This is a genomic window from Marinilabilia salmonicolor, assembly GCF_003003035.1.
Classification (GTDB): Bacteria; Bacteroidota; Bacteroidia; order Bacteroidales; family Marinilabiliaceae; genus Marinilabilia; species Marinilabilia salmonicolor_A.
Genome location: NZ_PVTS01000008.1, coordinates 25154 through 50754 on the forward strand (window position 1 = coordinate 25154; position 25601 = coordinate 50754).

17 protein-coding genes are annotated in these 25601 nt (G+C 44.3%); 13 read left to right on the forward strand and 4 right to left on the reverse strand.

The window, feature by feature from the left end; translation table 11 throughout:
* The first annotated feature begins 69 nt into the window (after positions 1-69).
* The 3 genes from BY457_RS09615 to BY457_RS09625 all read left to right on the forward strand — a co-directional run bounded on the left by BY457_RS09615 (position 70) and on the right by BY457_RS09625 (position 7256).
* On the forward strand, positions 70-2907 hold the full coding sequence (locus tag BY457_RS09615) for an MBG domain-containing protein (RefSeq protein WP_106153122.1): 2838 nt from the start codon (positions 70-72) through the stop codon (positions 2905-2907).
* A gap of 121 nt (positions 2908-3028) precedes the next feature.
* The gene (locus tag BY457_RS09620) at positions 3029-4723 is read left to right on the forward strand and encodes a PAS domain-containing sensor histidine kinase (protein WP_106153123.1); all 1695 of its coding nucleotides are present in this window, start codon (positions 3029-3031) and stop codon (positions 4721-4723) included.
* A gap of 283 nt (positions 4724-5006) precedes the next feature.
* Positions 5007-7256: a PAS domain-containing sensor histidine kinase gene (locus tag BY457_RS09625; RefSeq protein WP_106153124.1), complete on the forward strand. Its 2250-nt coding sequence runs from the start codon at positions 5007-5009 to the stop codon at positions 7254-7256.
* Positions 7257-7261: 5 nt separating this feature from the next.
* Here BY457_RS09625 and BY457_RS09630 read toward each other — a convergent pair whose 3' ends face one another.
* Complete coding sequence (locus BY457_RS09630; protein WP_106153125.1) at positions 7262-7510, reverse strand: 4a-hydroxytetrahydrobiopterin dehydratase; 249 nt, start codon at positions 7508-7510, stop codon at positions 7262-7264.
* 617 nt (positions 7511-8127) lie between these two features.
* On the opposite strand from BY457_RS09630, the gene BY457_RS09635 reads away from it, so the two are divergent.
* The 3 genes from BY457_RS09635 to BY457_RS09645 all read left to right on the forward strand — a co-directional run bounded on the left by BY457_RS09635 (position 8128) and on the right by BY457_RS09645 (position 14178).
* Positions 8128-12456, forward strand: coding sequence for a CusA/CzcA family heavy metal efflux RND transporter (locus BY457_RS09635; RefSeq protein WP_106153126.1), 4329 nt, complete (start codon positions 8128-8130; stop codon positions 12454-12456).
* A gap of 70 nt (positions 12457-12526) precedes the next feature.
* On the forward strand, positions 12527-13657 hold the full coding sequence (locus tag BY457_RS09640; protein ID WP_181256450.1) for an efflux RND transporter periplasmic adaptor subunit: 1131 nt from the start codon (positions 12527-12529) through the stop codon (positions 13655-13657).
* Entirely contained in the window at positions 13654-14178 is a 525-nt protein-coding gene (locus BY457_RS09645) for a DUF3267 domain-containing protein (protein ID WP_181256451.1), read from the forward strand. The genes BY457_RS09640 and BY457_RS09645 overlap by 4 nt, the downstream gene beginning before the upstream one ends.
* A 1-nt stretch (position 14179) precedes the next feature.
* Here the strand turns inward: BY457_RS09645 and BY457_RS09650 are convergent, their stop codons facing one another.
* Positions 14180-14956 (reverse strand): hypothetical protein, encoded by a 777-nt coding sequence (locus BY457_RS09650; RefSeq protein WP_146130967.1) that lies wholly within the window; start codon positions 14954-14956, stop codon positions 14180-14182.
* Positions 14957-15094: 138 nt separating this feature from the next.
* On the opposite strand from BY457_RS09650, the gene BY457_RS09655 reads away from it, so the two are divergent.
* From BY457_RS09655 to metA, 4 genes are all read left to right on the forward strand, one after another.
* Entirely contained in the window at positions 15095-16345 is a 1251-nt protein-coding gene (locus BY457_RS09655; protein WP_106153129.1) for a cystathionine gamma-synthase family protein, read from the forward strand.
* A gap of 734 nt (positions 16346-17079) precedes the next feature.
* Positions 17080-19242 (forward strand): ribonuclease R, encoded by a 2163-nt coding sequence (rnr, locus tag BY457_RS09665; protein WP_106153131.1) that lies wholly within the window; start codon positions 17080-17082, stop codon positions 19240-19242.
* 91 nt (positions 19243-19333) lie between these two features.
* A complete protein-coding gene (locus tag BY457_RS09670; protein WP_106153132.1) occupies positions 19334-19942 on the forward strand; it encodes a TetR/AcrR family transcriptional regulator in 609 nt (202 codons plus the stop codon).
* Positions 19943-20098: 156 nt separating this feature from the next.
* Positions 20099-21013 (forward strand): homoserine O-acetyltransferase MetA, encoded by a 915-nt coding sequence (gene metA / locus BY457_RS09675; RefSeq protein WP_106153256.1) that lies wholly within the window; start codon positions 20099-20101, stop codon positions 21011-21013.
* A 20-nt stretch (positions 21014-21033) separates the two neighbouring features.
* Here metA and BY457_RS09680 read toward each other — a convergent pair whose 3' ends face one another.
* A complete protein-coding gene (locus BY457_RS09680) occupies positions 21034-21927 on the reverse strand; it encodes a hypothetical protein (protein ID WP_106153133.1) in 894 nt (297 codons plus the stop codon).
* 90 nt (positions 21928-22017) lie between these two features.
* On the opposite strand from BY457_RS09680, the gene BY457_RS09685 reads away from it, so the two are divergent.
* From BY457_RS09685 to BY457_RS09695, 3 genes are read left to right on the forward strand one after another with little or no spacing between them, the layout of a single operon-like run.
* Positions 22018-23850 carry an Ig-like domain-containing protein gene (locus BY457_RS09685; RefSeq protein WP_106153134.1) on the forward strand — a complete coding sequence of 611 codons (1833 nt, stop codon included), beginning with the start codon at positions 22018-22020 and terminating at the stop codon, positions 23848-23850.
* A 3-nt stretch (positions 23851-23853) separates the two neighbouring features.
* Positions 23854-24165, forward strand: coding sequence for an MTH1187 family thiamine-binding protein (locus BY457_RS09690; RefSeq protein ID WP_106153135.1), 312 nt, complete (start codon positions 23854-23856; stop codon positions 24163-24165).
* Entirely contained in the window at positions 24162-25013 is an 852-nt protein-coding gene (locus BY457_RS09695; protein WP_106153136.1) for a DUF3108 domain-containing protein, read from the forward strand. Before BY457_RS09690 ends, BY457_RS09695 begins: the two co-directional genes overlap by 4 nt.
* Positions 25014-25136: 123 nt before the next feature.
* Here BY457_RS09695 and BY457_RS09700 read toward each other — a convergent pair whose 3' ends face one another.
* Positions 25137-25601 (reverse strand): hypothetical protein, encoded by a 465-nt coding sequence (locus tag BY457_RS09700; RefSeq protein ID WP_106153137.1) that lies wholly within the window; start codon positions 25599-25601, stop codon positions 25137-25139.

Below are 25601 nucleotides of genomic sequence, written 5' to 3' on the forward strand. Positions count from 1 at the left end.
CAACTCCTCCCGCTAGTGAAGCGTATAAACTCCAAAAACGATTTATAAACTCCCAAAAATGATTATGCTATGAGGAAATTTTTACTCTTGGTTTTTGCTTTTTTTATTACAGGATATGCTTCATCACAATCACGAAGTTTGCCTGTGAAGGCCAAAAATCTTAGTGTGATTTATTCAGCGCCGGTTATTGACGCTGGTCAAATACTTAGCGTTCTTGAGGAAGCACCGGCTTCGACCATTGTTGGCTTGGTCACTGCTTTTGATGACGCAGGTGGTGAAGCTCCGGCATTCTCCATTCAGAGCGGTAATGAAGACGGATTTTTTGCCCTTGATGCCGCAACCGGCGAATTGACGCTTGTTAAGGAAGGCTTGAATCGCTACGATTATGAAAGCTTTTCTTTGCTGGTTCGTGCCACCGATCAGAATGATGCACAACTTTTTGCGGAAGAAACGGTGTTGGTTAATGTTGATGAAATTCCATTTTCAGGTGGTGCAGGCACAGAGGCAGATCCTTTCTTGATAAAAACACCTAAAGATCTTGATGAGATCAGGAATTATCTGGGTAGTTCGCATGCGGATAAATATTTTGAACTGGTCAATGATATCGATTTGCAGGAGTATTTGTCGGAAGGGAATCCCGGATATAACGAGGGGGCGTTTTGGGAACCTATCGGGAAGCTCTATAATACTTCTTTTCAGGGTAATCTGAATGGTAATGGCTATACGATATCAAATTTGAGAATTTCCAGAGCCGGTGAGAATTATGTGGGGTTGTTTGGATGTCTTTATTTTTCAACTATTGCCGGGTTGACGATTCATGTTTCGGAAGATGGAAGTGTCGAAGGGAGTCAATTGGTGGGAGGACTGGCAGGACACATAGAAAGCTCTCAGGTAAATGATGTTAATGTTTTCGGGACGATTCAGGGAAATTCTTCTTATGTTGGAGGAATTTGCGGTCAGTCATATGTTGGTACATTTCAGAATGTTACAGCTTTAGTGGTTGTTTCATCTTACGGAATGGATGTTGGTGGATTGATCGGTAATAATTTGAGTGTTTTTGAAAATTGTAGTGTGGTTGGTTCAATAAGCGGGACAAATAATGTGGGTGGTTTGGCTGGCAATAATAACAATAATCCGATGCTAGGCTTGGGTGAAATAATTGGATGTTATGCCAATGTTTCCGTAAATGCAGTGAATGGTAATGCCGGGGGACTGGCTGGTTATAATATAGGGTCTATATCTAATTCTTATAGCAGAGGTTCGATAACTGCTCCTTCTAATGCTGCCGGAGCTGTTGGAGAGAATACTAAAGATGAAGTTGATATGGGGGGCTTTATGGAAACTGTTACCGGTAGTATCACCAACTGTTACTCGGCAACTCTGGTCAACGGTATCGATGCCACCATCGGAGGTTTTGCAGGTGTGAATGATGGCAATATCACCTCCTCCTACTGGGACATCAATGCCAGCGGACAGGAGATTTCTGCCGGTGGAACCGGTCTGAACGGCATAGCTATGCGCGAGGCTGCCTCTTTCGCGGACTGGGACTTTACAAATGTATGGGGAATTGATGCTCTGGAGGAATATGTTTCCTATCCTTATTTGCTCGATAACGAGGAGAATCCGCATCCCGGGGCGATAGGTAAGGTTACCGTAACTTCGTGGCCGACTGCTTCGGATATCGTTTATGGCCAGGTAGTGGGCGAATCTGTTCTTTCGGGAGGAGCAGCCACTCATGAAGGCAGTCCGGTAGCAGGAAATTTCTACTTTATGTTTGTTGCCGATATGAATGAAGTGGGTACAGTGGAAGAAGAGGTGGCATTCATCCCCGATAATGCGGACTCCTATCTGCCTGTGATTGACGGGACGACTTTAGTGAATGTCTTACCGAAGCCTGTGTCCGTGGTAAATGCTGTTGCTCAGGATAAAATTTACGACGGCACCATAGTGGCCGTTGTGAGTGACGCTGTGCTGGAGGACAATGCAGTTGAAGGCGGGGATGATGTAGTGCTGAGTAATCATACATCCGGCACTTTTGCTCAAGCCGGGGCAGGAGACGGAATTTCTGTAACCACCAACATGACACTTACCGGTGCCGATGCCACGAATTATGCTCTTGAGCAGCCTGTTTTGACAGCTTCCATTTCAAAAGCCTCGCTTACAGTGACTGCTGATGACCAAACCCGTCTGTACGGAGAAGTTAATCCTGAACTTACTTTTGGTTATTCCGGGTTTGTGAATGGAGAAGATGCTTCGGTTTTGGCGACTTTGCCTTCAGTTTCTACTCTGGCAGATGCGGGCAGCAATGTTAGTGATTATGCCATCACAGTGGGTGACGGTTCGGATGAAAACTATGACTTCAGCTACGTGGACGGAGTGCTGTCGGTAAATTCCGCACCATTAACAGTTAAAGCAAAAGATGCCACGCGAATAGTGGGAGCGCCCAACCCCGAATTTGAGTTTGAATATACAGGATTTGTAAATGGGGAAGACCAAAGCGTAATTGACTTTTTGCCCGGGGCATCATGTGAAGCCGATGAGTTTTCGGAACCTGGCGATTATCCTATTATTGTATCACCCGGTGATGACGGTAATTATTATTTTATAGTTGACAACAGTGGGGTTTTAACTGTAACAACGGCTACCTCGATACTGCAGGAGTTTAATGGTGAGACAAACGTTTATCCGGTGCCGGCCGATACTTATCTTTTTGTCAGTGGAATCCATATTGTGAGTGTTTCAGATGTGGAAGTGGTTGATATGAGCGGACGAACAATAAAAACACCTTATTCAGAGACCGATACCGGCAGTTTAAGGGTTGATGTGTCCTCCCTGAAAAGTGGTATTTATTTTCTGAAGATTAGGATGAATGAAAGAATGATTTTAGAAAAGATTGTTGTTTTATAGGTTGTTTTTTTACAAACTTTAAGGGATGTTCTGTGCCGGGACATCCCTTTTTTTGAATCCATTGAACGATTTTTTCCGTACATACGTTAGATTAATGTGAAAAAATCTAAAAAAACGATGCATGTTCAACCGCATAAAACAACGTTTTGATCCTGAATGGCTCATGGCTGTCAGAGTTTCGGTTACGTTTTTTCTGATAGGAAGTGCCTGGATTTTGTTCAGTGACCGATTGGTGTTTCTGTTTTTTGATCATCCTTCAGAATATACCAATATTCAGTCGTGGAAAGGCGAATTTTTTGTTGTTTCGGTGGCTGTATTGTTGTTGTTTATGATCAAGAACTATCTGCGTCGGAATCAGAAACTTTCTGATTCATTGGCGCAGAGTGAACTGCGATTTAAAAAAGTTATCGATAAGTCTGTTTCCGGAATTTGTATTACTGATCGATATGGCGTTTTTGAATATGTGAACCCGGCTTTTTGTGCAATTTATGGTTATGACGTCCGGGAGTTTCTTGATGGAAAAATCGATATGTTGGTGGATGAAGAGCTAAAATCCACGGTTCTGGAAGTACACGCACAACTGTTTGACCGGAATGAGGGACGTCAGGGAACATGGGCGGTAAGGGATAGGAGCGGAAAATCAAAAACTGTTGTGGTGGATACGGTCCCCATTACCTGGATTAACGGTGAAAAGCGGTTGGTAACATTTGTAAGTGACGTAACTGAACAGATAAAGGCGGAAGAGCAGCTTCGCAGAAGTGAGCAGAGATACCGGAATATGATGGAGCAGCTGGATGTGCCGCTATACATTACCGATAATGATTGTCGCATTGTTTTTGCCAATAAGGCCTTCAGAGACAGTTTTGGGGACATCAAGAATGATACTTTTTGTTACCGTAAGATTATGGGCGCTAATAAGAAGTGCCAGTGGTGTAAAGAGGTGACCGATTTGAAGATGGGTGAGAAGTTTGAGTCAGAATATTTCAGGGAGTCGGATGGCCGCATTTTTCAGACCATCATGGTGCCTGTGGAGTTTGAACCCGGAGTGATGCGGAAGATGGTGGTACTTCGAGATCTGACAGAGATTCTTCAGGATAAAAAAAGAGCCGAGGAAAGTGATCGTCTGAAGACAGCTTTTTTGGCCAATATGAGTCACGAAGTACGTACACCCCTGAATGCCATCCTGGGGTTTTCGACCATCCTAAATGACGACACCCTGCCAAAAGATGAAAAAGGCCGGTTTGTGGACCTGATTCATCAAAGCGGGTTGCAATTGTTGAATATTATTGACGATATTGTGGATGTGGCCCGCATAGAGCAGGGTGATTTGCGCATTTCCACTATGCCGGCCGATGTAAATGTTTTGTTGTCGGAAGTGATGGATGTAATGCGGCTTGAATTGGTTGACGGAGGAAAGCCTGAGGTGAGGCTGCTCCTGGACAATCATCTTCCGGCAGGTTTTTCGGTCAAAACAGACCCGTTGCGGCTAAAACAGGTTCTGATGAATCTTATGAACAACGGAATAAAATTCACCAAAAAAGGTGTTGTGAAGCTGGAAGCATTTCACAATGATAAAGAAGTTATTTTCAATGTGGAAGATACGGGAATCGGAATTCCGAAGGAAAAAATACCCATTATTTTTGAACGATTCCGGCAGGTTGATGAATCTTCGACCCGTGTGGCCGGGGGCAACGGACTGGGATTGTTCATCAGTAAAAATCTGGTGGAGGGGATGGGTGGAAATTTAAAAGTACGTTCCTCCATTGGCAATGGGAGTATTTTCTCGGTTGCACTGCCCTTAAACAAAGTTGATTGACCCGGCTGTCTTCATTTTTTGTATCTGGTCTTTTTTTTCCCGTATCTTGTTGGTGTTGTTGTTTGTTGAAACAAATAACTGTTTTGAACGTAGAGTGACTTTTATTTAGAGTCCGTCTAAAGAATAAGCAAATTTGTTTTTAATCATGTGTCTGGTCAGAAAGTGCCAATTGTAAGGCTTGCGAAGCCGCCAAAAGCGCAGTTTACTTGCGTAAATGAGTATTTTGGCGGTAAGCGTAACGCAGCAAGTGGTGCTTTATGGATTGGAACTAAGTGACTACTGAATGTCTGTTTCATCAAAAATATTAATCTTTGGAAATCCCGGACGCGGTGAGGTGTTGCAGGATTATCTGACCGATGATTTTGGTGAGGTAATCATACAATCTGATCTTCGCTATGTTCAAGAGGTTTTAGTTCGTGATTCGTTTGACCTGTTGGTGCTTTACAGTAGCGTAGATAGCACCAGAGCAGATGATTTTCTGCGCTGGATGAATGAAAATGCATTAAAAGTTCCCGTACTGGTGATATGTGAAGAGGGGGATTTTGAACAGGCTACATCCTTGACGAGAGCCGGAGCCGAACAGGTGGTTCAGTGGTCCGACCAGCCGGCATTTTTTCCTTACCTGTCCGAAGTAATCAGAAAAATACAGGCCGAATCCCGGCGTAAGGAGTTGCTGCCGGAGAGTGAGAATCTTTATCGAACATTATTTGAAAACATCCGGGATGCTGTTCTTCTTTTTTATTGGGATGAGGAGTCGGGAATGCCGGAAACAATTATTGAAGCCAATGATGTGGCTTGCAGAAGGCTTGAATATACACGCAAAGAGCTTGCCCGGATGACACCCGGCGATATCGATGTTCCGGGAGCAACGAATTATGAATTGGTGGTTAAAGGGCTTGAAGAAAAGGGTTTTGTTGTTTTTAAAACAGTGCACCGCACCCGCACAGGGAAGGAAATTCCCACAGAGGTCAATGCCCGTTTTTTTAAGTTGGGAGGACGCCGTGCGATTCTTGCCGTAGCCCGTAATATTACCGATCAGCAGAAAGCACTGGAGGACCTCCAAAAAAGTGAAGCCCGGTTTCGGTCCATTATCGAAAGCTGCATCATCGGAATTTGTATAACCGATAAGAATGGTCTTTTTGAATTCGTAAACGAGGAGTATTGTCAGATTTATGGGTACAGCCCGGAAGAGTTAATCGGGAAGCATTTCACAATGGTCGTTCCGGATAATGACAAAGATTATATGTCCGGTCTTCATGATGATTTCCTGTTGAAGGGTAAAGAGATCAAAGGCAACTGGACAGTTGTTGACAAAAAAGGGCGTGAGCATTTTATTATTGCTGATGCGACCCGCATTAGAGATGCTTCGGGAGCCTATAAAAAGGTAACTTTTGTGGAGGATGTAACCACCGAGAAGGAGGCAAAAAGTGCCCTTGAGCAGAGTGAGATGAAGTACCAGACCATGATGGAGAATCTTCAGGATCCGGTAATGATCAGCAACGACAACTATGAAATCGTATATGTTAATCGCACTTTCAGGAAAAGGTTTGGGAATGTAAAGAAAAACAGCAAATGCCATAAAGAAGTTTTCGGACTGAAAGAACCTTGTCCCTGGTGTATGGCTGCCAAAGAGAATATGTCCCGTTTCCGTAAAAGACTGGAACAACGAATTCACAAACGCGATTACCAGATAACCACCGTGCCGGTGGTGTTTAAAGGTGCTTATCAGGCCAAGATGACCATTTTTCGGGATGTGACCAAGGTGGTAAGAGCCCGCAAAAGAGCGGAAGAGAGCGATCGCCTTAAATCTGCTTTCCTGGCCAATATCAGCCATGAAATCCGTACTCCTCTTAATGCTGTAATGGGGTTCTCCGGGCTGTTGAAGGATGAAGACCTTACGCGCGACGAGTCGCTTATGTACATTGATATGATCAATGAGAGCAGCGAACACCTGCTACATGTGATGGATGACATCATTGAGTTCTCATTTATCGATTCCGGACTTGTTGAGGTACATCCTGTGAAGGTTAAAATTCCAAAATTGCTGGATGATTTGCTTCTGGAAGCAGAAGAGTATCAAAAGAAGATGAATAAGACCCAGCTTCAGGTTTCCTTTCGGAATGGGCTGCCTGAAACGTTTAAGCTGGTTACCGATGAATCGAGACTTCGGCAGATTTTGTTGAATTTATTGTCTAATGCGGTGAAGTTTACTGAGCAGGGTGGCATTACCGTTAGTGTCTCTTATACCGATAACCGGTGGGTGTTGTTCTCGGTAAAAGACACCGGTATTGGCATTCCCGCCAGGATGCATAAGGTGATTTTCCGACGGTTCAGGCAGGCGGATGAAGGCCACACCCGAATGTTTGGCGGAAACGGACTGGGGCTGGCTCTCTGTAAACACCTGGCGCACATGCTTGGCGGTCACATTGAACTGAAGTCCAGGCCCGGAAAGGGAAGCGAGTTTCTCCTTTTCCTTCCGGAAAGATTTGACCAATCGCTTGCACGTGCACTCGATGTGAATATGATTGAGTAGCGACATTAATCCGCCAGACTGCTGATTTTTTCGGCCAGGTTTACGTCTTTGTCGGTGATTTCGCCAACATCGTGCGACATCAGCTTTATCTTTACTTTTTTGTATCCGAATATCTCAATGTCCGGATGGTGATCGGCACTTTCTGCAATGGGTACAATCTTATTTACAAACTCTACAGCCTCCACGAAATTGTTTAATTCGAATGTGCGGGCAAGCTGATTGTTTTCAATAATCCACTTTTCAGGTGTCTTCATAATGGTCTCCTTTTTTGGTTAAACAATAGGTTTATATAACTTACAGTCCGGAAGCATAATTGTTTAATCGTTAATCGAAACGTTGATCGAAACGAATGATTTTTGGTTCTCATTTGTCTAACCTGGAGTATTCATAAATTATCTATTGCGATGTTCAACTACCTTCTAAATTCTGGCGTCCTCGATAAAATTGATTTGAAAATAGTTCACTATTCCCTTTGTCAATTTTATCTGCGGCGGCCTGAATGAATTGGTATTTAAACATCTCATAACGAAAACTTATGAATAAACCAGGCTAAAGATTGTTTTTGGATAAAAGTGTTTTTTATTTTGTAAATTGACCCGTCTTCCAGTAGGTGAGGCTTTTCCTTTTTAAGGGAATACTTTAATTGGCTTGGATTTTCCTGAGAGCAGTGTTTATCCATTTCAAAACTATTCTTTAACAGGCCAATGGCCTGAGAGCAATAACCTGGGGCAGCGCCCCGGGGAAATTTTTTTATATTTTACCTGCCTTATGTAAAGAGTAGGTTAACATTGATAAATAAGCTCTGAAAACAGCATTTGCTTAGTTTATGGACAAGCATTAATTAATCAATAACCAATCAACTTCACTTTCTATGATTGAGGCCATAGTACGATTTAGTGTACGAAATAAGCTGATGGTATTTCTTTTTACCGCTACCGTTGCAGCATTTGGAATATTTTCGCTAACGCGGTTGCCCATTGGTGCCACCCCCGACGTAACGAACAACCAGGTGCAGGTCATTACCACCTCCCGGAATCTTTCCACACTGGACGTTGAAAAGTTTCTGACCTATCCGGTCGAGATGGAGATGGCCAATCTTCCCGGAGTTCAGGAGATCAGATCTGTTTCGAAATTTGGGTTGTCGGTGGTAACCATCGTTTTTGATGAAAACCTTGGAACTTACCTTCCCCGGCAGCTTATTGCTGAAAAGATTGAATCCGCCTCCGAAGCGATTCCGGAAGGGTATGGAAAGCCTTTTATGGGGCCCGTATCCACAGGATTAGGGGAAATTTATCAATATACTCTTGAAGTAAAACCTGGATACGAAGAGCGTTATTCACCCATGGAGTTGAGATCCATACAGGATTGGATGGTAAAGCGTCAGTTGTCGGGTATTGATGGGGTTGTAGAGGTGAATACCTGGGGTGGTTTATTGAAACAGTACGAAGTGGCTGTTGATCCTGCGAGGCTAAAAGAGCTTGATGTTACTCTTGATGAGGTTTATCAGGCGGTATCGGAAAACAATAGTGTGGCAGGAGGCAGTTACATCGAACGCAACGGGCAGAGTTATTTTGTGCGGGGCGAAGGGTTGGTGCAGGATTTGGATGATATAAGGAATATTGTGGTTGACAGCAGGGCCGGGTCTCCGGTGTTGGTTCGTCATTTGGCAGAGGTGCAATTTGGAAGAGCCAACAGGTTTGGAGCCATTACAGGCAACGGAGAAGGTGAAAAGGTGATGGGGCAGGTCATGATGCTTAAGGGAGCCAACCCCAAAGCGGTGATTGACCGGGTGAAAGAACGTGTTGCCGAGGTCCAGGAAACATTGCCCGAAGGCGTTTATATCAATCCGTTCCTGGATCGTAGCGAATTGATAGGCCGGACAACCGCAACCATTGCCGAAAACCTGATTCTGGGTGCATTGATCGTGATTTTTGTGGTGGTACTTCTTTTGGGGAGCTGGCGTTCCGGTTTGGTAGTGGCTTCCATTATTCCATTGAGTTTGTTGTTTGCTCTTTCTTTGATGTATCTGACTGGGGTGGATGCCAATCTTATGAGCCTTGGTGCCATAGATTTTGGTATTATTATCGATGGAGCTGTTATTATCGTGGAATATATCTCTTACAAGATTAATGTCAGACGCAAAGGATTGATGGGGCTTTCCGGGGAGGAACGACTTCATGCCAGAGATTCATTGTCCATCGATGGGGCTTCAAAAATGATGAAGTCGGCTGTTTTCGGACAAGTCATTATTATCATTGTATTGGTTCCCATTCTGACACTGAGTGGTGTGGAGGGGAAAATGTTTCGGCCCATGGCCCTGACTTTCAGCTTTGCTCTTCTCGGGGCAATGGTGTTTGGCTTTACTTTCGTTCCGGCCATATCAGCACTCTTTATCAAGGCTTCAAATCGTGAGCGGCGAACCATTTCCGCCCGGCTGATGGATTTTCTGAACAGATTGTATGCACCCACCATTGCCTGGTCTTTGAATCATAAAAAAGCGGTGGTGATTATGGCTGCCATTCTTCTGGGAGGCTCAGGATTTTTGTTCACACGTATGGGGGCTGAATTTGTTCCCACGCTTGATGAAGGAGATTTTGTAATTCAGCCGGTTTTGAAAACCGGAACGAGTCTTGGAGAAACCATTGAAATAATGACCCGCATAGAAAAGATTGTTAAAACATTTCCCGAAACCCGGCAGGTGGTCAGTCGTATCGGTGCTGCCGAAGTGCCTACCGACCCCATGTCGATGGAGGAGACCGATGTGATCATTGCCCTGAAACGAAAAGGAAGCTGGACAACAGCGGAAACAAAGGATGAACTGGCCGATAAATACAAAGAGCGTATTCAGGAGAAAATTCCCGGGCTCGAGATTGAATTTACCCAGCCTATCGAGATGCGGTTTAATGAATTGATTACCGGGGTCCGTGCTGATCTGGCGATTAAAGTTTTTGGGGATGATTTGGAGGTGTTGAATCAAAAAGGAGATGAGATTCAGCAATTGATGCGTGACATTCCAGGTGCTGCAGATGTGGTATTGGAGAAAACCACGGGATTGCCTGAAATGCTGGTTTCTTACAATCGAAAAAAACTGGCATCACTGGGCCTCAATATCGCCGATATTAACCGCTTAATTAATTTTGCATTTGCCGGAGCTTCGGTGGGAACAGTTTATGAAGGGGAAAGAAGGTTTGATCTGGTAGTAAGGCTCACGCAGGAATCGCGCAACTCGGTGGAAGATCTTCACAATCTGATGATAACGCTCCCGGGAGGCAGCCAAATACCCATGGGAGAGGTTGCCGACATTTCTTATTCCAAAGGACCGGCTCAGATTTCAAGAGATGAAACCCGACGGCGTATTGTTGTCGGTGTCAATGTTCGGGGCCGTGATCTGGAATCGGTGGTTGAGGATGCTGCAGATGTTATTTCCCGGAAGGTGGATTTGCCACCCGGTTATTTTGTGGAGTATGGAGGTCAGTTTGAAAACCTTCGCAGCGCGCGCCAGCGATTACTTGTTGTGGTGCCTGTGGCTTTATTATTAATTTTTATTATGCTGCACTTTGCTTTTGGAAGCATTCGTCCTGCAATTCTGGTCTTTTCTGCTGTCCCGTTGTCTGCTGTTGGTGGCATTTTATTTTTGTGGATGCGGGGAATGCCTTTCTCCATTTCTGCGGGAGTAGGGTTTGTGGCATTGTTCGGGGTTTCGGTGCTCAATGGCATTGTATTGATTGATCATTATCATGATTTAAGAAATTCAGGGATGACCGATTTGAAAGAGCTGATTCTTGCTGGTGCGCGTCAACGGTTGCGTCCTGTGTTGTTAACGGCAACCTCCACTGCCTTCGGATTTTTTCCGATGGCGTTTTCCACGGGTGCAGGTGCTGAAGTTCAAAGACCGCTGGCCACAGTGGTGGTAGGGGGTCTGGTTACCGCCACCCTGCTTACGCTGGTTGTTTTACCTGTATTATATTGCCTGATGGAAGACCGATCCAAACTTCAAAAATTTGGCATCCCTAAATGGCTTACAATATTGTTGGTTTTGCTTGCCCCTGCGGTTTTGAATGCTCAAAGACCTGTTAGTCCGGAGGAGGCAGTTCAACTGGCACTGGAGAATAATGCCGGCATTTTGGCTTCCGACCTGAAATTGAAAGCTGCAAAAAAGCGAACATCAACTGCATGGGATCTGGACAAAACAGAATTTACGGCCAGTTATGACGAGAACAATATTGCTGCTGACAATACCGACCCTATCACTGTTTTCGGAGTGAGTCAGCAGTTGAAATTTCCTCTGGTTTATATGGCGGAAAAGAAAGTTTTGAAGTCGGGAGAGGAGGTGCAGTTGTATCGGCATCGTATTAATCAGCGTGAACTTACACGTAATGTGCTTGTGGCATATTATGATGTGATTTATTTTGAGAAGATTGAAGAACACTACCAGGCACTGGATTCTCTTTTTTCGGTTTATGCCGATGCAGTGGAAATGAAGCAACAGTCAGGGGAGGGAAACCGGCTGGATGTTTTGTTGGCCCGGACCAAGAATGAAGAGGTGGCTTTAAAGCTCATGCAGGCTTCGGAGGATAGGAGCACTGCAATGAAGCGTTTGGAAGGATTGCTCCAGCTGGATGAGGAGTTCACCCTGTCACTGGACGCCCTTCCACGTCTGGATGTTGAAGAGTCTGATCCGTCGGGACATCCCGAAATGTTGATGCAAAATGCTGCTGGAGAAATGGCCGGTAATGAGTGGAAAGTGAATAAGATGAACTGGCTCCCGGATATCAGTATTGGCTATTTTCAGGGTACAAACGATGTGGAGAATACACCCATCTATCGGGGCTTTGAAGTGGGACTTGCTTTTCCGTTGTTTTTTGGCAGTCAGAGTGCAAAGGTAAAATCATCACGGATGGAGATGGAAGCAGCACGGCTCGAATATCAAAATTTCGGCATTCAACTTTCGGGGCGACGTGAGGCTTTGATGGCCCAATACAGGAAGCATGCCCGCACGCTGGAGATTTATGAAACCAATCGTAAAGCTCAGGCCGGGGAAATGATGAAAGTGGCGCGAAAGTCTTTTGATTCGGGTCAGATTAGCGTGCTGGAATACGTCACGATAATGGATCAGGCGCGACAGGTAATGCTTGATTATCTGAATAGTCTCCGGGCCTATAATCGTACTGTTCTCGAGATAAATTACCTGGTGCTGTGAGCATGAGATATGACCGGGTTTGCTTCTATAGTTAATTTTAGACGAAAGAAAAATGGAAAAAATTTCAAATATGAACAAAATATTCCCTTTGTTGCTAATGGCTCTGATGTTTGTATCAGCCTGTTCCGACACGCAGGATGAAAAGAGCAGTGATGACTCCTCCTTCTCAGAGGGAGCGGTAATTGTGACCAAAGAGCAGTTTCATGCCTCGGGTATGGAATTGGCCTCCTTGCAAAAAATAGAGGCTGCCCGGGAGATTGATGTAAATGGCAAAGTATCGGTAATGCCCGGTTTCTTGTCCGAAATCAGTCCTCTTATCGGTGGACGGGTTCGCCGGGTTAATGTGTCAGGCGGAGACTGGGTGAAAAAAGGGGAGTCTCTTTTTGTGTTGGAGGGCCCCGAGTTGATCAATATTCAAAAAGAGTATCTGAATGCTGCAGCTGTTTTACCTGTTTTGCAATCCGATTTTGAACGTCAGAAAGGTCTTTTGGAAGATGAGATTGCTTCCCGGAAGGTCTTTGAGCAGGCACGTGCTGATTTTTTTGCTGCGCGCGCGGAGCATTCTGCCCTGAAATCTCAACTTAGACTTTTGGGGATCGATGCGGCCCGATTGGAGGAGTCGGGTGAGATTGTTTCCGGAATTGCCATCTCATCTCCCATTGGCGGCAATGTTACAATGCAGGAGGTACGGCAGGGGATGTTTCTCAATACCGGACAAAAGGTGATGGAAGTGGTAAATCCTGAAAAGGTTTTTGTTGAACTGGATGTATATGAGTCTGCCATATCCGGACTTTCGGAAGGTTTGAAAGTGTTAATCGGAACTGATGATTCGGGTTCTTCCGGATATGAGGGACAGATCGTTCGTATTGCCCGCAGGGTGAACCCTGAGGACAGAACCATCTCGGTTCATGCATCTCTTAATGAAGATGCTCCGGCCTTGTTGCCCGATATGTATGTGAATGCCACTATCCTCACGGAAACCCGCGAGATGTGGACGCTTCCGGAAGAGGCCGTGGTGGATGTGGAAAACCGTAAATGGGTGTTGCTTAGAGAAGCGGAAAACGACAGCGTATTTTCCTTTGTGCGACGGGGAGTTGAGACCTTGGATCTGGAGCAGGGACGCACCGGAATTTTGAACCATAAAGAGTTTGATTCGGGAGCATCTTTTCTGACAAAAGGGGCTTTTGGTTTGATTCAATGAGAGAGATATCAATGACCATAGAAGAAACGGCACGTAAAGCTGTGGGGCTTATTTTGCCCATACTTTTTGCCACAGGAATCCCGTTCTTTGTTTTGCACGGACTGGAGCCTTTTTTGCAATGGACCTGGAGCGGAGTTCTTGTTTTTTTTCTGTGTCTCGTCATTGGTGTCCCGGTGCATGAATTGTTGCATGCTCTGGTATTCGGGATGTTTGCCAGAGGGGGATACAAATCTGTAAAATTCGGAATTGAACCTCGAACATACACCCCTTATTGTCATTGTACTTCGCCCATTCGGGTTCAGTATTACCGGCTGGGTGCTTTGATGCCGCTTCTTGTACTGGGAGTAGTGCCTTATGTGGCGGCCCTTTTTACAGGTTCCCTGGGGTTCTGGGTTTTCGGATACGTCTATATGATTGGTGCAGGCGGGGATTTGGTTGCCGTTAAAATGCTGAAAAAAATTCCCGGGCATAAAAAAGTCCTGGACCATCCCGAAAAAATGGGATTTTTTCTGATAGATTAGTCTATTTATCCTCCGGTTGAAACCAGTCAGGGTAAGTAATCTCAGACTTTGACTTCCGTCTTTTCTTTCGCTCTTTTTTTCTGAAACCAAACTCGTAGTTTATTCCTAACAGTATGATTGGTCCGGTGTTGGGGAGTGCACGCAGACCTCTTTGTCGCAACTCGCGGTCTGCTGATCTGGTGTTGAATTGATTGTTTACAGCCAGAAACACACCTGCAGCATTGTTTTCCCATCCATGTTTGAATCCCACTCTGGCTTCGAAATAGACGGAGCCTGAGAGGTTATCAATAACTTCTGTGTCACCGGTTTGTCGGTCCCGGATGGTTAAATCGCCGGGAGCACTGGTCCATCCTGTTTCCAACGCTGCAAAAAACGGTGTGTATCCTTCTTTTGCGAATGCATTATGGGTTGAATAGTTGATGGCAGTGAATGCGCTTAAAGTACCTCCGAACTCCAAGCCTGCCTGGATGTTCTCAGTGCGATAATGAGCTTCAAAATCAGTGAGTGCCGCGAATTTGGTTCCAATGTCAAAATCCCATTTCTTATGTGGTTTGTATTTGTAATAGACGGCAAGAGCAGCGGAACTGGTTCCTTCATCATCTGAGTAATAATCTTCGTTTTGATTATATTCATCATCGTCATCGCTTTCCAGAAGAGCACGGACTATCAGGACAGGGTCAGCGCCCAGCGAAAATCCAATGTGATGTTTTGTGGTTATTTGTGCACCTAAGGGACCGGTGAGAAACAGAAATAAAAGAAATGGAAGATGCTTCATCATTGAGTCAGGTTTTTTGCAAAAATAGGAAAATTTGTGAGGCATGATATAAATCACTTCGAACAACCGGATTTTTTTGTGAAAAAGACTGGATAGTTATCACTGGTTTTGTTAATTTTAGTTAAACTAAAATGTTGTCTTATGCAAAAAAAATCCTATGCTCCCGAGAGTCTGATGATGTCTTATGGTTACAATGCTTCCGAACATCAGGGGGCAGTTAAATGTCCGCTTTTTCAGACTTCTACCTTTTCTTTTAATTCGGCTCGTGAGGGAAAATCATTTTTTGAACTGGCTTACGGTCTTCGGAAACCGGATGAAGGAGAAGAACCGGGCATGATTTACAGCAGGGTTAACAATCCGAATCTTGAATTGGCCGAGCAACGACTAAAGCTTTGGGATGGTGGAGAGGATGCTGCTTTTTTTGCATCGGGCATGGCGGCCATATCAACCATGATGTTTACTTTTCTCAGACCCGGCGATATTTTGTTATTTGGCTCACCGGTGTATGGGGGAACCGACCATTTTATTCATCATGTATTGCCGCAGTTTGGCGTGCGAACGTTAATGTTTACCTCCGAAGAGACAGAGGATGATATAAGGGCGCTCCTCCATGCCAAATATCCGGGCGAAGTTCCCTCTTTTATTTATGTGGAGACTCCGGGTAATCCGGTAAATAATCTGATTGACATTGAGATGTGCAGCCGGTTGTCTGAATCTTTTGTTTACGGAGATAAGAAGTGTCTGCTGGCTGTGGACAATACATTTCTCGGGCCTGTGTTTCAGCATCCATTGAAGGTTGGTGCTGATCTGGTGGTCTATTCCGCAACCAAATTTATCAGCGGGCACAGCGACCTGATAGCCGGTGCCTGTGTGGGGAGCAAAAATATTATTGCCGGAATTAAGGCTATGCGAACATTTCTGGGAAGTATGCTGGATCCGCATTCTTCATGGCTGGTTATGCGCAGCCTTGAAACCTTGAAGATACGAATGGAACGACAGGCGCTTAGTGCCATTAAGGTTGCAGAATATGTGCGTAATCACCCTAAAGTGGAGACGGTTCATTTTCTGGGTTTCCTGGAAGAAAGTGATGCGCAGAAAAAAGTTTTTGATAAGCAATGCGATGGTACCGGATCTATGATATCTTTTACCATAAGCGGAGGAGAAGCAGAGGCATTCAGGTTTCTGGATAACCTGAGCCTTTTTAAGCTGGCGGTAAGCCTTGGGTCAACGGAAAGTCTGGCAGAGCATCCGGCAACCATGACACATATTGATGTCTCGGCTGAAGACAGGCAGCGGTTGGGTATTCATCCCAATCTGGTCAGACTGAGCATCGGGTTGGAAGATCCCGGGGACTTAATTGCCGCCATTGAAGAAGCTTTTAATCATGTTTAAGTGGGGGAATTTGGGTGGAAATAATCGAACATTTCAATCGAAGTATTTATTTTTGTTGCGGATATTGTTATCTTTGAGTTAAATAAAGGGCCAAAAAAATGGACGAATTGGTTTTTGAGGATGCAAAACCAATTAAAAAATCCTATCCTTTAACTTGGTTTGTTCAGGAGGTGTCTCAGCTGCTTGGGTTTTTGAACAGATCCGGTTAAACCGTAAATTTTATTAAAGGCAATTGAATTCGATGATTGTTTGATGGAGGGACTGCATTTTTCATTGTTGTTGGGAGTTGATGGGAATGGTGTCTGTAAAATGAAGCCTTTATATTTAATGCCCGTCTATAAAGGCGGAAAAGTTTGTGGCTGAATCTGTGTTTGTTCAGAAAATGCCAGTTACAAGGCTTGCGAAGTCCGAAAATACGGAGTCCCGAAGTAGCTTTTGTAAGGTTTTTTGAACAAAAAACCAACAAAAAGCACAATCGGGATGAGTACTTTTCGGACAAGCGTAACGCAGTAAATGGTACTTTATGGACAGACACTATTTAGTGCCTGTCCATAAACTAAGCAAATTCTGTTTTTAGGGCTGTTTTTGGTCAGAAAGTGCCAATTGCCAGGCTTGCGAAGCTGCCAAATACGGAGTTTACTAATCGTAAATGAGTATTTTGGCGGCAAGCGTAACGACGCAAGTGGTACTTTATGGACAGAAACTATTTAGAATTGAAGAATTAAAAGAATTTTATGTCAAAGAAGAAAAAAACAAATAAGAAGAAAACCAAAAAGAGTGATTTAAAATCACAGGTAAAAAACCTGTTTTCCAATAATCCTCAGAAAACATATAACTACAAGCAGGTGTCGGCAGCTTTGGGTGTCACCAAAAAATCCGGGCGTCTGCAGGTTGAAGTATTTCTGTTTGAGTTAAGTGAGCAGAATTTTCTGAACGAGGTGTCAACCGGTCGCTTTAAGATGAAGATGGTGCCCGGTACTTTTGTTGAAGGAGTGGTGGATATGACCGCCAAAGGTGCTGCCTACATCATTCCAGATGAAGGAGATGAAGATATTTTCGTTTCACAAAGCAATCTGGGGCATGCTCTGAATGGCGACCGGGTGAAAATTCTTCAGTATGCACGCAAACGCAATCGCCAGGCAGAAGGGGAAGTTGTGGAAATTATTGAGCGCAGTCGTGATCAGTTTGTGGGTACGCTCGAAGTATCTGATAATTTTGCTTTTCTGGTGGCTGACTCCAGGGTTATGCATCACGATATTTTTATTCCTCCCACTCAGCTAAATGGAGGGAAACAGGGACAGAAAGCAGTGGTTTGCATTACCGAGTGGCCCGAAAAGGCAAAAAATCCCATTGGTAAGGTAGTGGATGTGCTGGGTGATCCCGGCGAGAACAATACTGAGATGCACGCGATTCTGGCAGAGTTCAATCTGCCTTATAAATATCCTGAAAAGGTGGTGGAAGCTGCCGAAAAGATTCAGGATAAGCTGCCTGCCGAAGAAATTAAGAAAAGACGTGACTTTAGAAAAGTGACCACTTTCACCATTGACCCTGCTGATGCCAAGGATTTTGACGATGCCTTATCGGTCAGAAAATTGAAGAACGGTCATTGGGAAGTGGGAGTACACATTGCTGATGTAACGCATTATGTAACACCGGACAGTATCCTGGATAAGGAGGCCGTTAACCGTGCTACATCAGTCTATCTGGTTGACAGAGTAGTACCCATGCTGCCTGAGCGGTTGAGTAACGAACTCTGTTCGCTGCGTCCCAACGAGGATAAGCTTTGTTTTTCTGCTGTTTTTGAAATGGACGATCAGGGTGTTGTCTTTGATAGTTGGGTAGGACGTACGGTAATCCACAGTGACCGCCGTTTTTCTTACGAAGAGGCCCAGTCAGTCATTGAGACAGGAGACGGAGACCTTAAAGAGGAAATCCTTACACTGAATGATCTGGCACAGAAATTACGAGCCATCAGGTTTAGTAAAGGAGCCATCGACTTTGAGCGTGTGGAAGTGAAGTTTGAATTGGATAAGAATGGAAAACCGCTCAATGTGTTTTTCAAGGAAGCTAAAGAAGCCAATAAACTGATAGAGGAGTTTATGTTGCTGGCCAATCGCCGTGTGGCCGAGATTATCGGTCGCAATGAATTGACCCCTGAGGGTAAGCGATCCGGCAGGAACAGTAAAACTTTCGTTTACCGGATTCATGATGAGCCGGATCCTGAAAAATATGAATCTTTCAGCAAATTTGTAAGGAAGTTTGGATTTGAAGCCGCCCCCAGGCAAAATGAAACCATCAGTAGTTCACTGAACCGGGTGCTGGGAGAAGTTCAGGGTAAAAAACAGCAGAATATCGTGGAAACTCTGGCCATTCGAACCATGTCTAAAGCAGTATATTCCACCCATAATATTGGTCACTACGGATTGGGGTTTAAGCATTATACGCATTTTACTTCACCTATTCGCAGATATCCCGATATGATGGTTCATCGACTGTTGCAACGATATCTTGACGGAGGGCGATCAGCTTCGCGTGAGAAGTATGAAGAGTTGTGCGACCACAGTTCTAAAATGGAGATAAGGGCTGCCGATGCCGAACGGACTTCTATTAAATACAAACAGGTAGAGTTTTTGAAAGATCGTGTCGGCGATGTCTTTGATGGTGTTATCAGTGGCGTTACCGAGTGGGGGATTTATGTGGAGCTGGATGAGAATAAGTGCGAAGGAATGGTTCCGATTCGCGATCTGGATGATGATTATTACCAGTTTGATGAGGACAACTATTGCCTGGTAGGTCGGAAAAGAAATAAGAAATATCAGCTTGGTGATGCTGTGAAAATTCAGATTGCCCGGGCTAACCTGGAGAAGAGGCAGCTCGATTTTGTTTTGGCACCCTGATGTAAGAGGCCGGCAAAATAGCCGGCAGCTTGTTGTATTGTAAATTTTAACCTGATTATAAATTTACCCTGTAACCTTAATTATAAATATTATGAGCGACATTTTTAATTCTGTAATTTCCGGAGAGGATTCTGTTCGGAATTCTATTCTGAAGTCCGGTCGTGAGCTTTTTGCGAAATTCGGGTATCGGAAGACAACCATGGAGGATATTGCCATGGCTCTGCGCAAAGGAAAAAGTTCTCTTTATTATTATTTCAAAAATAAGGAGGAGATTTTTCAGGCTGTAATTGAACTTGAGGCAAATATTCTGGAGCATCGTCTGCGTGAGGTCGTTTCCAGTGATTATTCTCCGCGGCAAAAGTTTAACGACTACATACTGGTTCGGATGGAGACGCTGAGAGAGTTGAATAATTATCAAAAGGCCATGCGCGATGAGACTTACAGCGACTATCATTTTCTGGATGAGGTGCGTGAGAAATCCGAAAAGGCCGAGCAGGAAATGATTCGTTCCGTATTGGAAGAAGGGGTTTCAGCGGGTGAATTTGATATTAAAAACCTGAAGCTGGCAGCAGTGGGCATAAGCACTGCTTTGCGAGGTTTGGAGTTGCCTCTGTTCAGAGGGGTTGATAACTTTGACGATTTTCGGCTTCAGCTGGACAATATTTTAAGCATTCTTTTCTTTGGAATACTGAAAAGGTAGGTGCCAGTCAATATACAAAGCCCCGCCTGGATTTCCGGCGGGGCTTTTTTTGCCGGGCATGGATGTGAAGTTTACCGGAGTTGCCCTTCCGGGTTGATTTTTATCATCTTTCCTATATCTTTGTATGCTCTTTTTATAACCAATCAGTTTTTAGTTATGCCTGTAAATATTCCTGATTTGTTGCCTGCAAAAAGCTTACTGGAGGCCGAAAATGTTTTTGTGATGAGTGAAAGTCGTGCGGTAACGCAGGATATCAGGCCTCTTAAAATTCTTGTACTTAATCTGATGCCTTTGAAAATTAAGACAGAGACCCATTTGTTGCGTGCGTTGTCCAATAGCCCGTTGCAGGTTGAGGTGGAACTGCTTTTTACTTCGTCGCATACCCCTAAAAACACACCTCAGGAGCATTTGATTAGTTTTTACAAAACATTTGAAGAGGTTAAAGACAAACATTACGATGGTTTTATTATTACCGGAGCTCCCGTGGAGTTGCTGGAGTTTGAAAAGGTAACTTACTGGGATGAATTGTGTACCATCATGGAGTGGAGCAAAGCCAATGTTACCTCCACTTTGCATATCTGCTGGGGGGCACAGGCAGGCCTTTATTATCACTATGGAATACCGAAATATGAGCTCAGGGCTAAACTTTTCGGGGTTTTCGAACATTCGGTAAAATCACCGGAAGAGCCTTTGCTGCGTGGCTTTGATGATTTGTTTCACGCCCCCCATTCCCGTTATACCGAGGTGCGCAAGTCGGATATTGAAAAAGTGGAAGATTTGATTTTGTTGTCTGATTCAGTAAAAGCCGGGCCGTACCTGGTGTTGTCGAAAGACCGTAGTCAGGTTTTCCTTACGGGACATCCGGAATACGATAAATTTACCCTGGGAGAGGAGTATCATCGCGATCAGCAGCGGGGCCTGCAAACAAAACTTCCGGAAAACTACTACAAAAATGATGATCCGGCAAAGGATTCTGTGGTCAGATGGCGCAGTCATGCGCAGTTGTTGTTTTCCAACTGGCTCAATTATTACGTTTATCAGTCCACACCTTATGAGTGGGGAGAGCAGTAATCCCCGCATCTTTTAGCGCATCAATCAAGTTCAAATGAGTGGCGGCCGATGTTGGCTCCATCTGCAAATAAATCCACGGTGTATGCTCCGGGCATGAGTTCGCCCATATCCACATTGTAGTAGATGCATATTTCCATCTCTTCACCTCCATATTCAATATTTCTCATAGCCGTGAAATTGATTTCCGAATCTTCAAAGTCAAAGAGATCTTCCCTGCTGTGAAGAAGTAATTGCCCGTCGGGGCGTTCTATTCTGATATAAAAAGGTTTAATGCCAATGGGGGCCGTGACGTTTTTCAGTACGGTAAAACAGACTTCCAGTTTGTCAATTCTGCTGATTCGGTCGGTGGTTCGCCCCCGGGTATTCAGGCCTGTGGCTCTTATTCCGGTGGTCTCCAGGCGGCTGGCCACCTCTACCTTCCCTTCAAGTTCCTCTTTCACCCCTTCCAGTTCACGGTAAGAGTGTTGAATGCGTGAGTATTGTTGCTGATATTGTTTGTTTTCCTGCTTAAGTTCTGCATTCAGACGGTTCAGACTGTCTATTTGGTGAACATAACTTTTTAGGACCCCCCGCATGGTGGAGAGTTCTTTCCTCAACTCCCGCATCCTTGAGGCATTGGTGGCTTTGATGGTTTTGATCTCTTCAATCAGGTGCTCCACTTTCTGTCTTTCCTGTTCGAGCATTGTATTCAACGTGTCGCTGGTGGATTCAAGGGAGTCGTAGCCCAACGCCAGATCCTGGTACTCTTCAGTAAGGATCTCTTTTTCTATGGTCATCTCTTCCACCACTTCTTTCATTTCCACGCTTTGGCTGATGTAAAGTATGGCAATAACAATGAGCAATAAAGCAGTTATGGCAAGAGCTATAAATAGTGGTCGTTTGGTTCCGTTATTAGTTGTTTCCTGAGTTTGCATGGTTTTTGTTTATTGAATGCCGGACAAATTTAAAAAGTTTCGTCATTTTAGTCTAACTTTGTCCTGTTCTTTACCGAAAATAAACGTCTGATGCTTAAAAATATTTCGTTTTTTGTTGTTATCATTTTATTGATTCTTGGTTTTTCTCATTGTGCAAACATCGGATATCCCGAGGGAGGACCGGCCGATGAGACGCCTCCGGTAATGGTTAATTCCACACCTCCTGTCAACTCCACTAATTTTGACGGAGATGAGGTTGTTATTGAATTTAATGAACTGATTGTACTGAAGGATGCTTTTCAGAAAGTGGTGGTTTCCCCTCCGTTGAACACCCCGCCTGTAATACGCGGAATGGGCAACAAGGTAACCGTATCCTTTGAGGAGGAATTGCAACCCGGAGCCACTTATACCATTGACTTTGCTGATGCGATTCAGGATAACAACGAAGGGAATTTACTGGAAGGTTTTTCTTTCTCCTTTTCCACTGGAGAGACTCAGGACTCCCTGGAGGTTTCAGGGCATGTTTTTGATGCTTATACTCACGCTCCTGTTGCAGGGGTTATGGTAATGGCTCATTCCAATCTGACGGATACTGCGCTGACCAATGTGGTGCCTCCCCGTGTGGCCAAAACCAATGAGTTGGGGGAGTTTACCATCCGAAACCTGGCTGAAGGCCAATACCGGATTTATGCCCTGGAGGATATGAACAGGGATTATAAATTTGATCAGCCCGGCGAAAGAATTGCCTGGCTCCGGGAACCGGTGGAGCCTTCTTTTGAATATCGGGACCGTATTGATTCCCTTTTTACCGATTCGGTAACGCTTGATACGGTGCTAATTACCAAAGAACTTGCTTACATTCCCGATAGTCTGAAACTCTTTATGTTTCAGGAAGATTACAAAGAACAATACCTGGATTCAAGAGCCCGAAAAGATCGCAACCGGCTGGATTTTTTCTTCAACAGAAGTCTGGAGAAGAAACTTGAGGTGGATGTGATCAATGCCGACCCTGAAAAGGAGAGTTGGTTCGTTTATGAGGGAACACCTCAGAATGATACCGTAATGGTTTGGCTTAGCGACAGCTCTTTGATTGCTCGTGATTCTCTGTCTGTGGAGATTGTCTATCCTGTTTTGGATTCATTGAAGAATTATGTGGATAAGAGAGATACACTCAATATGTTTCACCGGACCGTGGAGGAACGCAGACGTAACAAAAGGGATGATGAAGAAAAAGAAACCGGAGTGGAGCCATTGCGTGTGCGAAGTCCCGGAGGAAATCTTGAAATAGGTAGCAATCCCAGGTTTAATTTTCCTGCCCCACTGGCTGATGTTTATCTCGATTCTATTGAGTTGTCGGTTTTGGTAGATACGGTTTACAGCCCCGTTTCGTTTGATCTGAGGCAGGATTCTGTTCGGATACGTCAGTTTATGTTGGTTCACGACTGGCAACCCGGGGCCCAGTATCAGCTTGAAGTTGATTCTGCCGCGTTCAGGGATATCTATGGAAGAGTAAATGTTCCTTCAAAAGGCAATCTGACAGTTAAACAGGAGGATAGTTATGGCACATTGTATGTCGATGCCTCCGGGATGCCGGAGAATGCGTTGCTTCAGGTGTTAAACAATCAGGAGGTAGTGGTTCGCCAGGGTGTTTTACCCCAAAATGGTAAGCTCGCTTTCCGGTTTATAAAGCCCGGGAAATATTTTCTTCGCTTGTTGGAAGATGAAAACCGAAACGGAAAGTGGGATACAGGAGACTTTTCCGAAGGCTCGCAGCCCGAGCAGATGCTTTATTATCCTGATGAGATAGAAATTAGAGCCAACTGGGACCAGATGGTGCCCTGGGATATTAATAATTATAAGGTATATGATTTTGTAAATCGCAACCGGGTAAAGAAAAATTCCCGGAATTCTAACAGGAGATAGTTTATGTCGGTATTGCTTAATTTTGCTATGTTCCCCACAGATAAGGGAGCAAGTGTGAGTGAATATGTCTCAAAAGTGATTGATTTCCTGCATCGGTCAGGGGTTCATTACAAGTTGAATCCTATGGGGACCTCCATAGAAACAGAGACGATGGAAGAGGCTTTAAGGGTGGTAAATGATGCCTATGAAATTCTTGAACCTCATGCCGATCGAATCTATACGACCATTAATATTGATGCCCGTAAAGGACCTGTTGGTCGGATGAGTGCTAAAATTGATGCCATAGAGGCCAAGATAGGAAAGGTGCGCAAATGAGGAAGAGGTTGATAGAGCGGTTTGATTCCAAGGTGATGAGAAAATTGTTGGTGTTTTTTTTGCTTGTCGGATGGAGCAGCTATGTTTCAGGGCAATGTTATGACCAGATACAGAGCTTTGCTCCCGGTGAGGAGGTTACATATCACGCCTACTACAATTGGGGCTTTGTATGGATAAATGCAGGGGAAGTGACTTTTGGTGTGGATAAAGATCAGTGGAGAGGTGAGGATGCTCTTCATTTCCGTTCTTACGGCGCAACTTACAAAGCCTACGATATATTTTTCAAAGTTCGCGATAGTTTAGATGTTTGGGTGAATCCTCTGTCGATGGAGCCTTTGGAGTTTCATCGGCGCACCAATGAAGGATCTTATACTGCGCATCATCATTATCTTTTTGATTCTTCCCGCCGAAAAGTGAATGCATCCATCAGTAAAAGAGGCGAATCATACCGCGATACTATTTTTGACTGGCCGGAATGTTCCTTCGATTTATTATCAATGGTATATCAGGCAAGAAAAATTGATTTTTCACGTTATGAAGAAGGAGACCGGATACCAATCAGTTTAATAGTGGATGGGGAGGTTCATAATTTGTATATTCGATATCATGGGAGAGAGGCTGTTAAGGATAGATCCGGACGTGAATTTAATTGCCTGAAATTTTCCCCCTTGTTGGTGGAGGGTACTATTTTTGAAGAGGGTGAGAAAATGTTTGTATGGGTCACAGACGATAAAAACAGGATCCCCATTGTGGTGGAGGCAAAGATTTTGGTGGGTTCCGTAAAAGCCGTGTTTGTCGGTGCCAAGGGGCTTAAGCATCCTATGAATTCAAAGATTGTGCAGGATTAATTTATATATGGTTATAATAGAAAAACACCCGGTCGTTATATTTCACTATCAAGGGCCATGAAGATAAAGTGAGATACGTACCGGGTGTTTGTTTTTTCTTGCACCGACTCAATCGTCGGGGTGCTATGCTAAATGTTTGCTCATTTGTTCGGTTCGGTTTGTTTTGATCTTTTCACGGGCAAATTTTTCCGGTTTGAAAAACGATCTTTTTTCTATTCCGGGTTTGACCGGGAAATTCAGGAATGTCTCGTAAAACTTTACCTGTTCAAAATAATTTAGTTTGATGGATGTGGGACTAAATAAATATTTCTTTACCCAATAATTGGTTCTTGTATTGATATCGACTGCCTGCAGTCCTTTTATTTTAAAAAAATACTCCAGAATATCTTCGTCACTAAACCGCTCTCCTGTAAAACTCCTGAAGGTTTTCAATACCTCTGCTTTCTGTCTGTTTCCGTGTGGGAAGAGCCGTGATTCCAGTTTCTTCTGAGCCTGTTTCTTAACCCACCCCGGGTACAGCTTGCGCAGTACGATGTAGGTTAATGGAACTGTTAACCCCAATGCTAAAGCAAAAGGAAATATTGACAT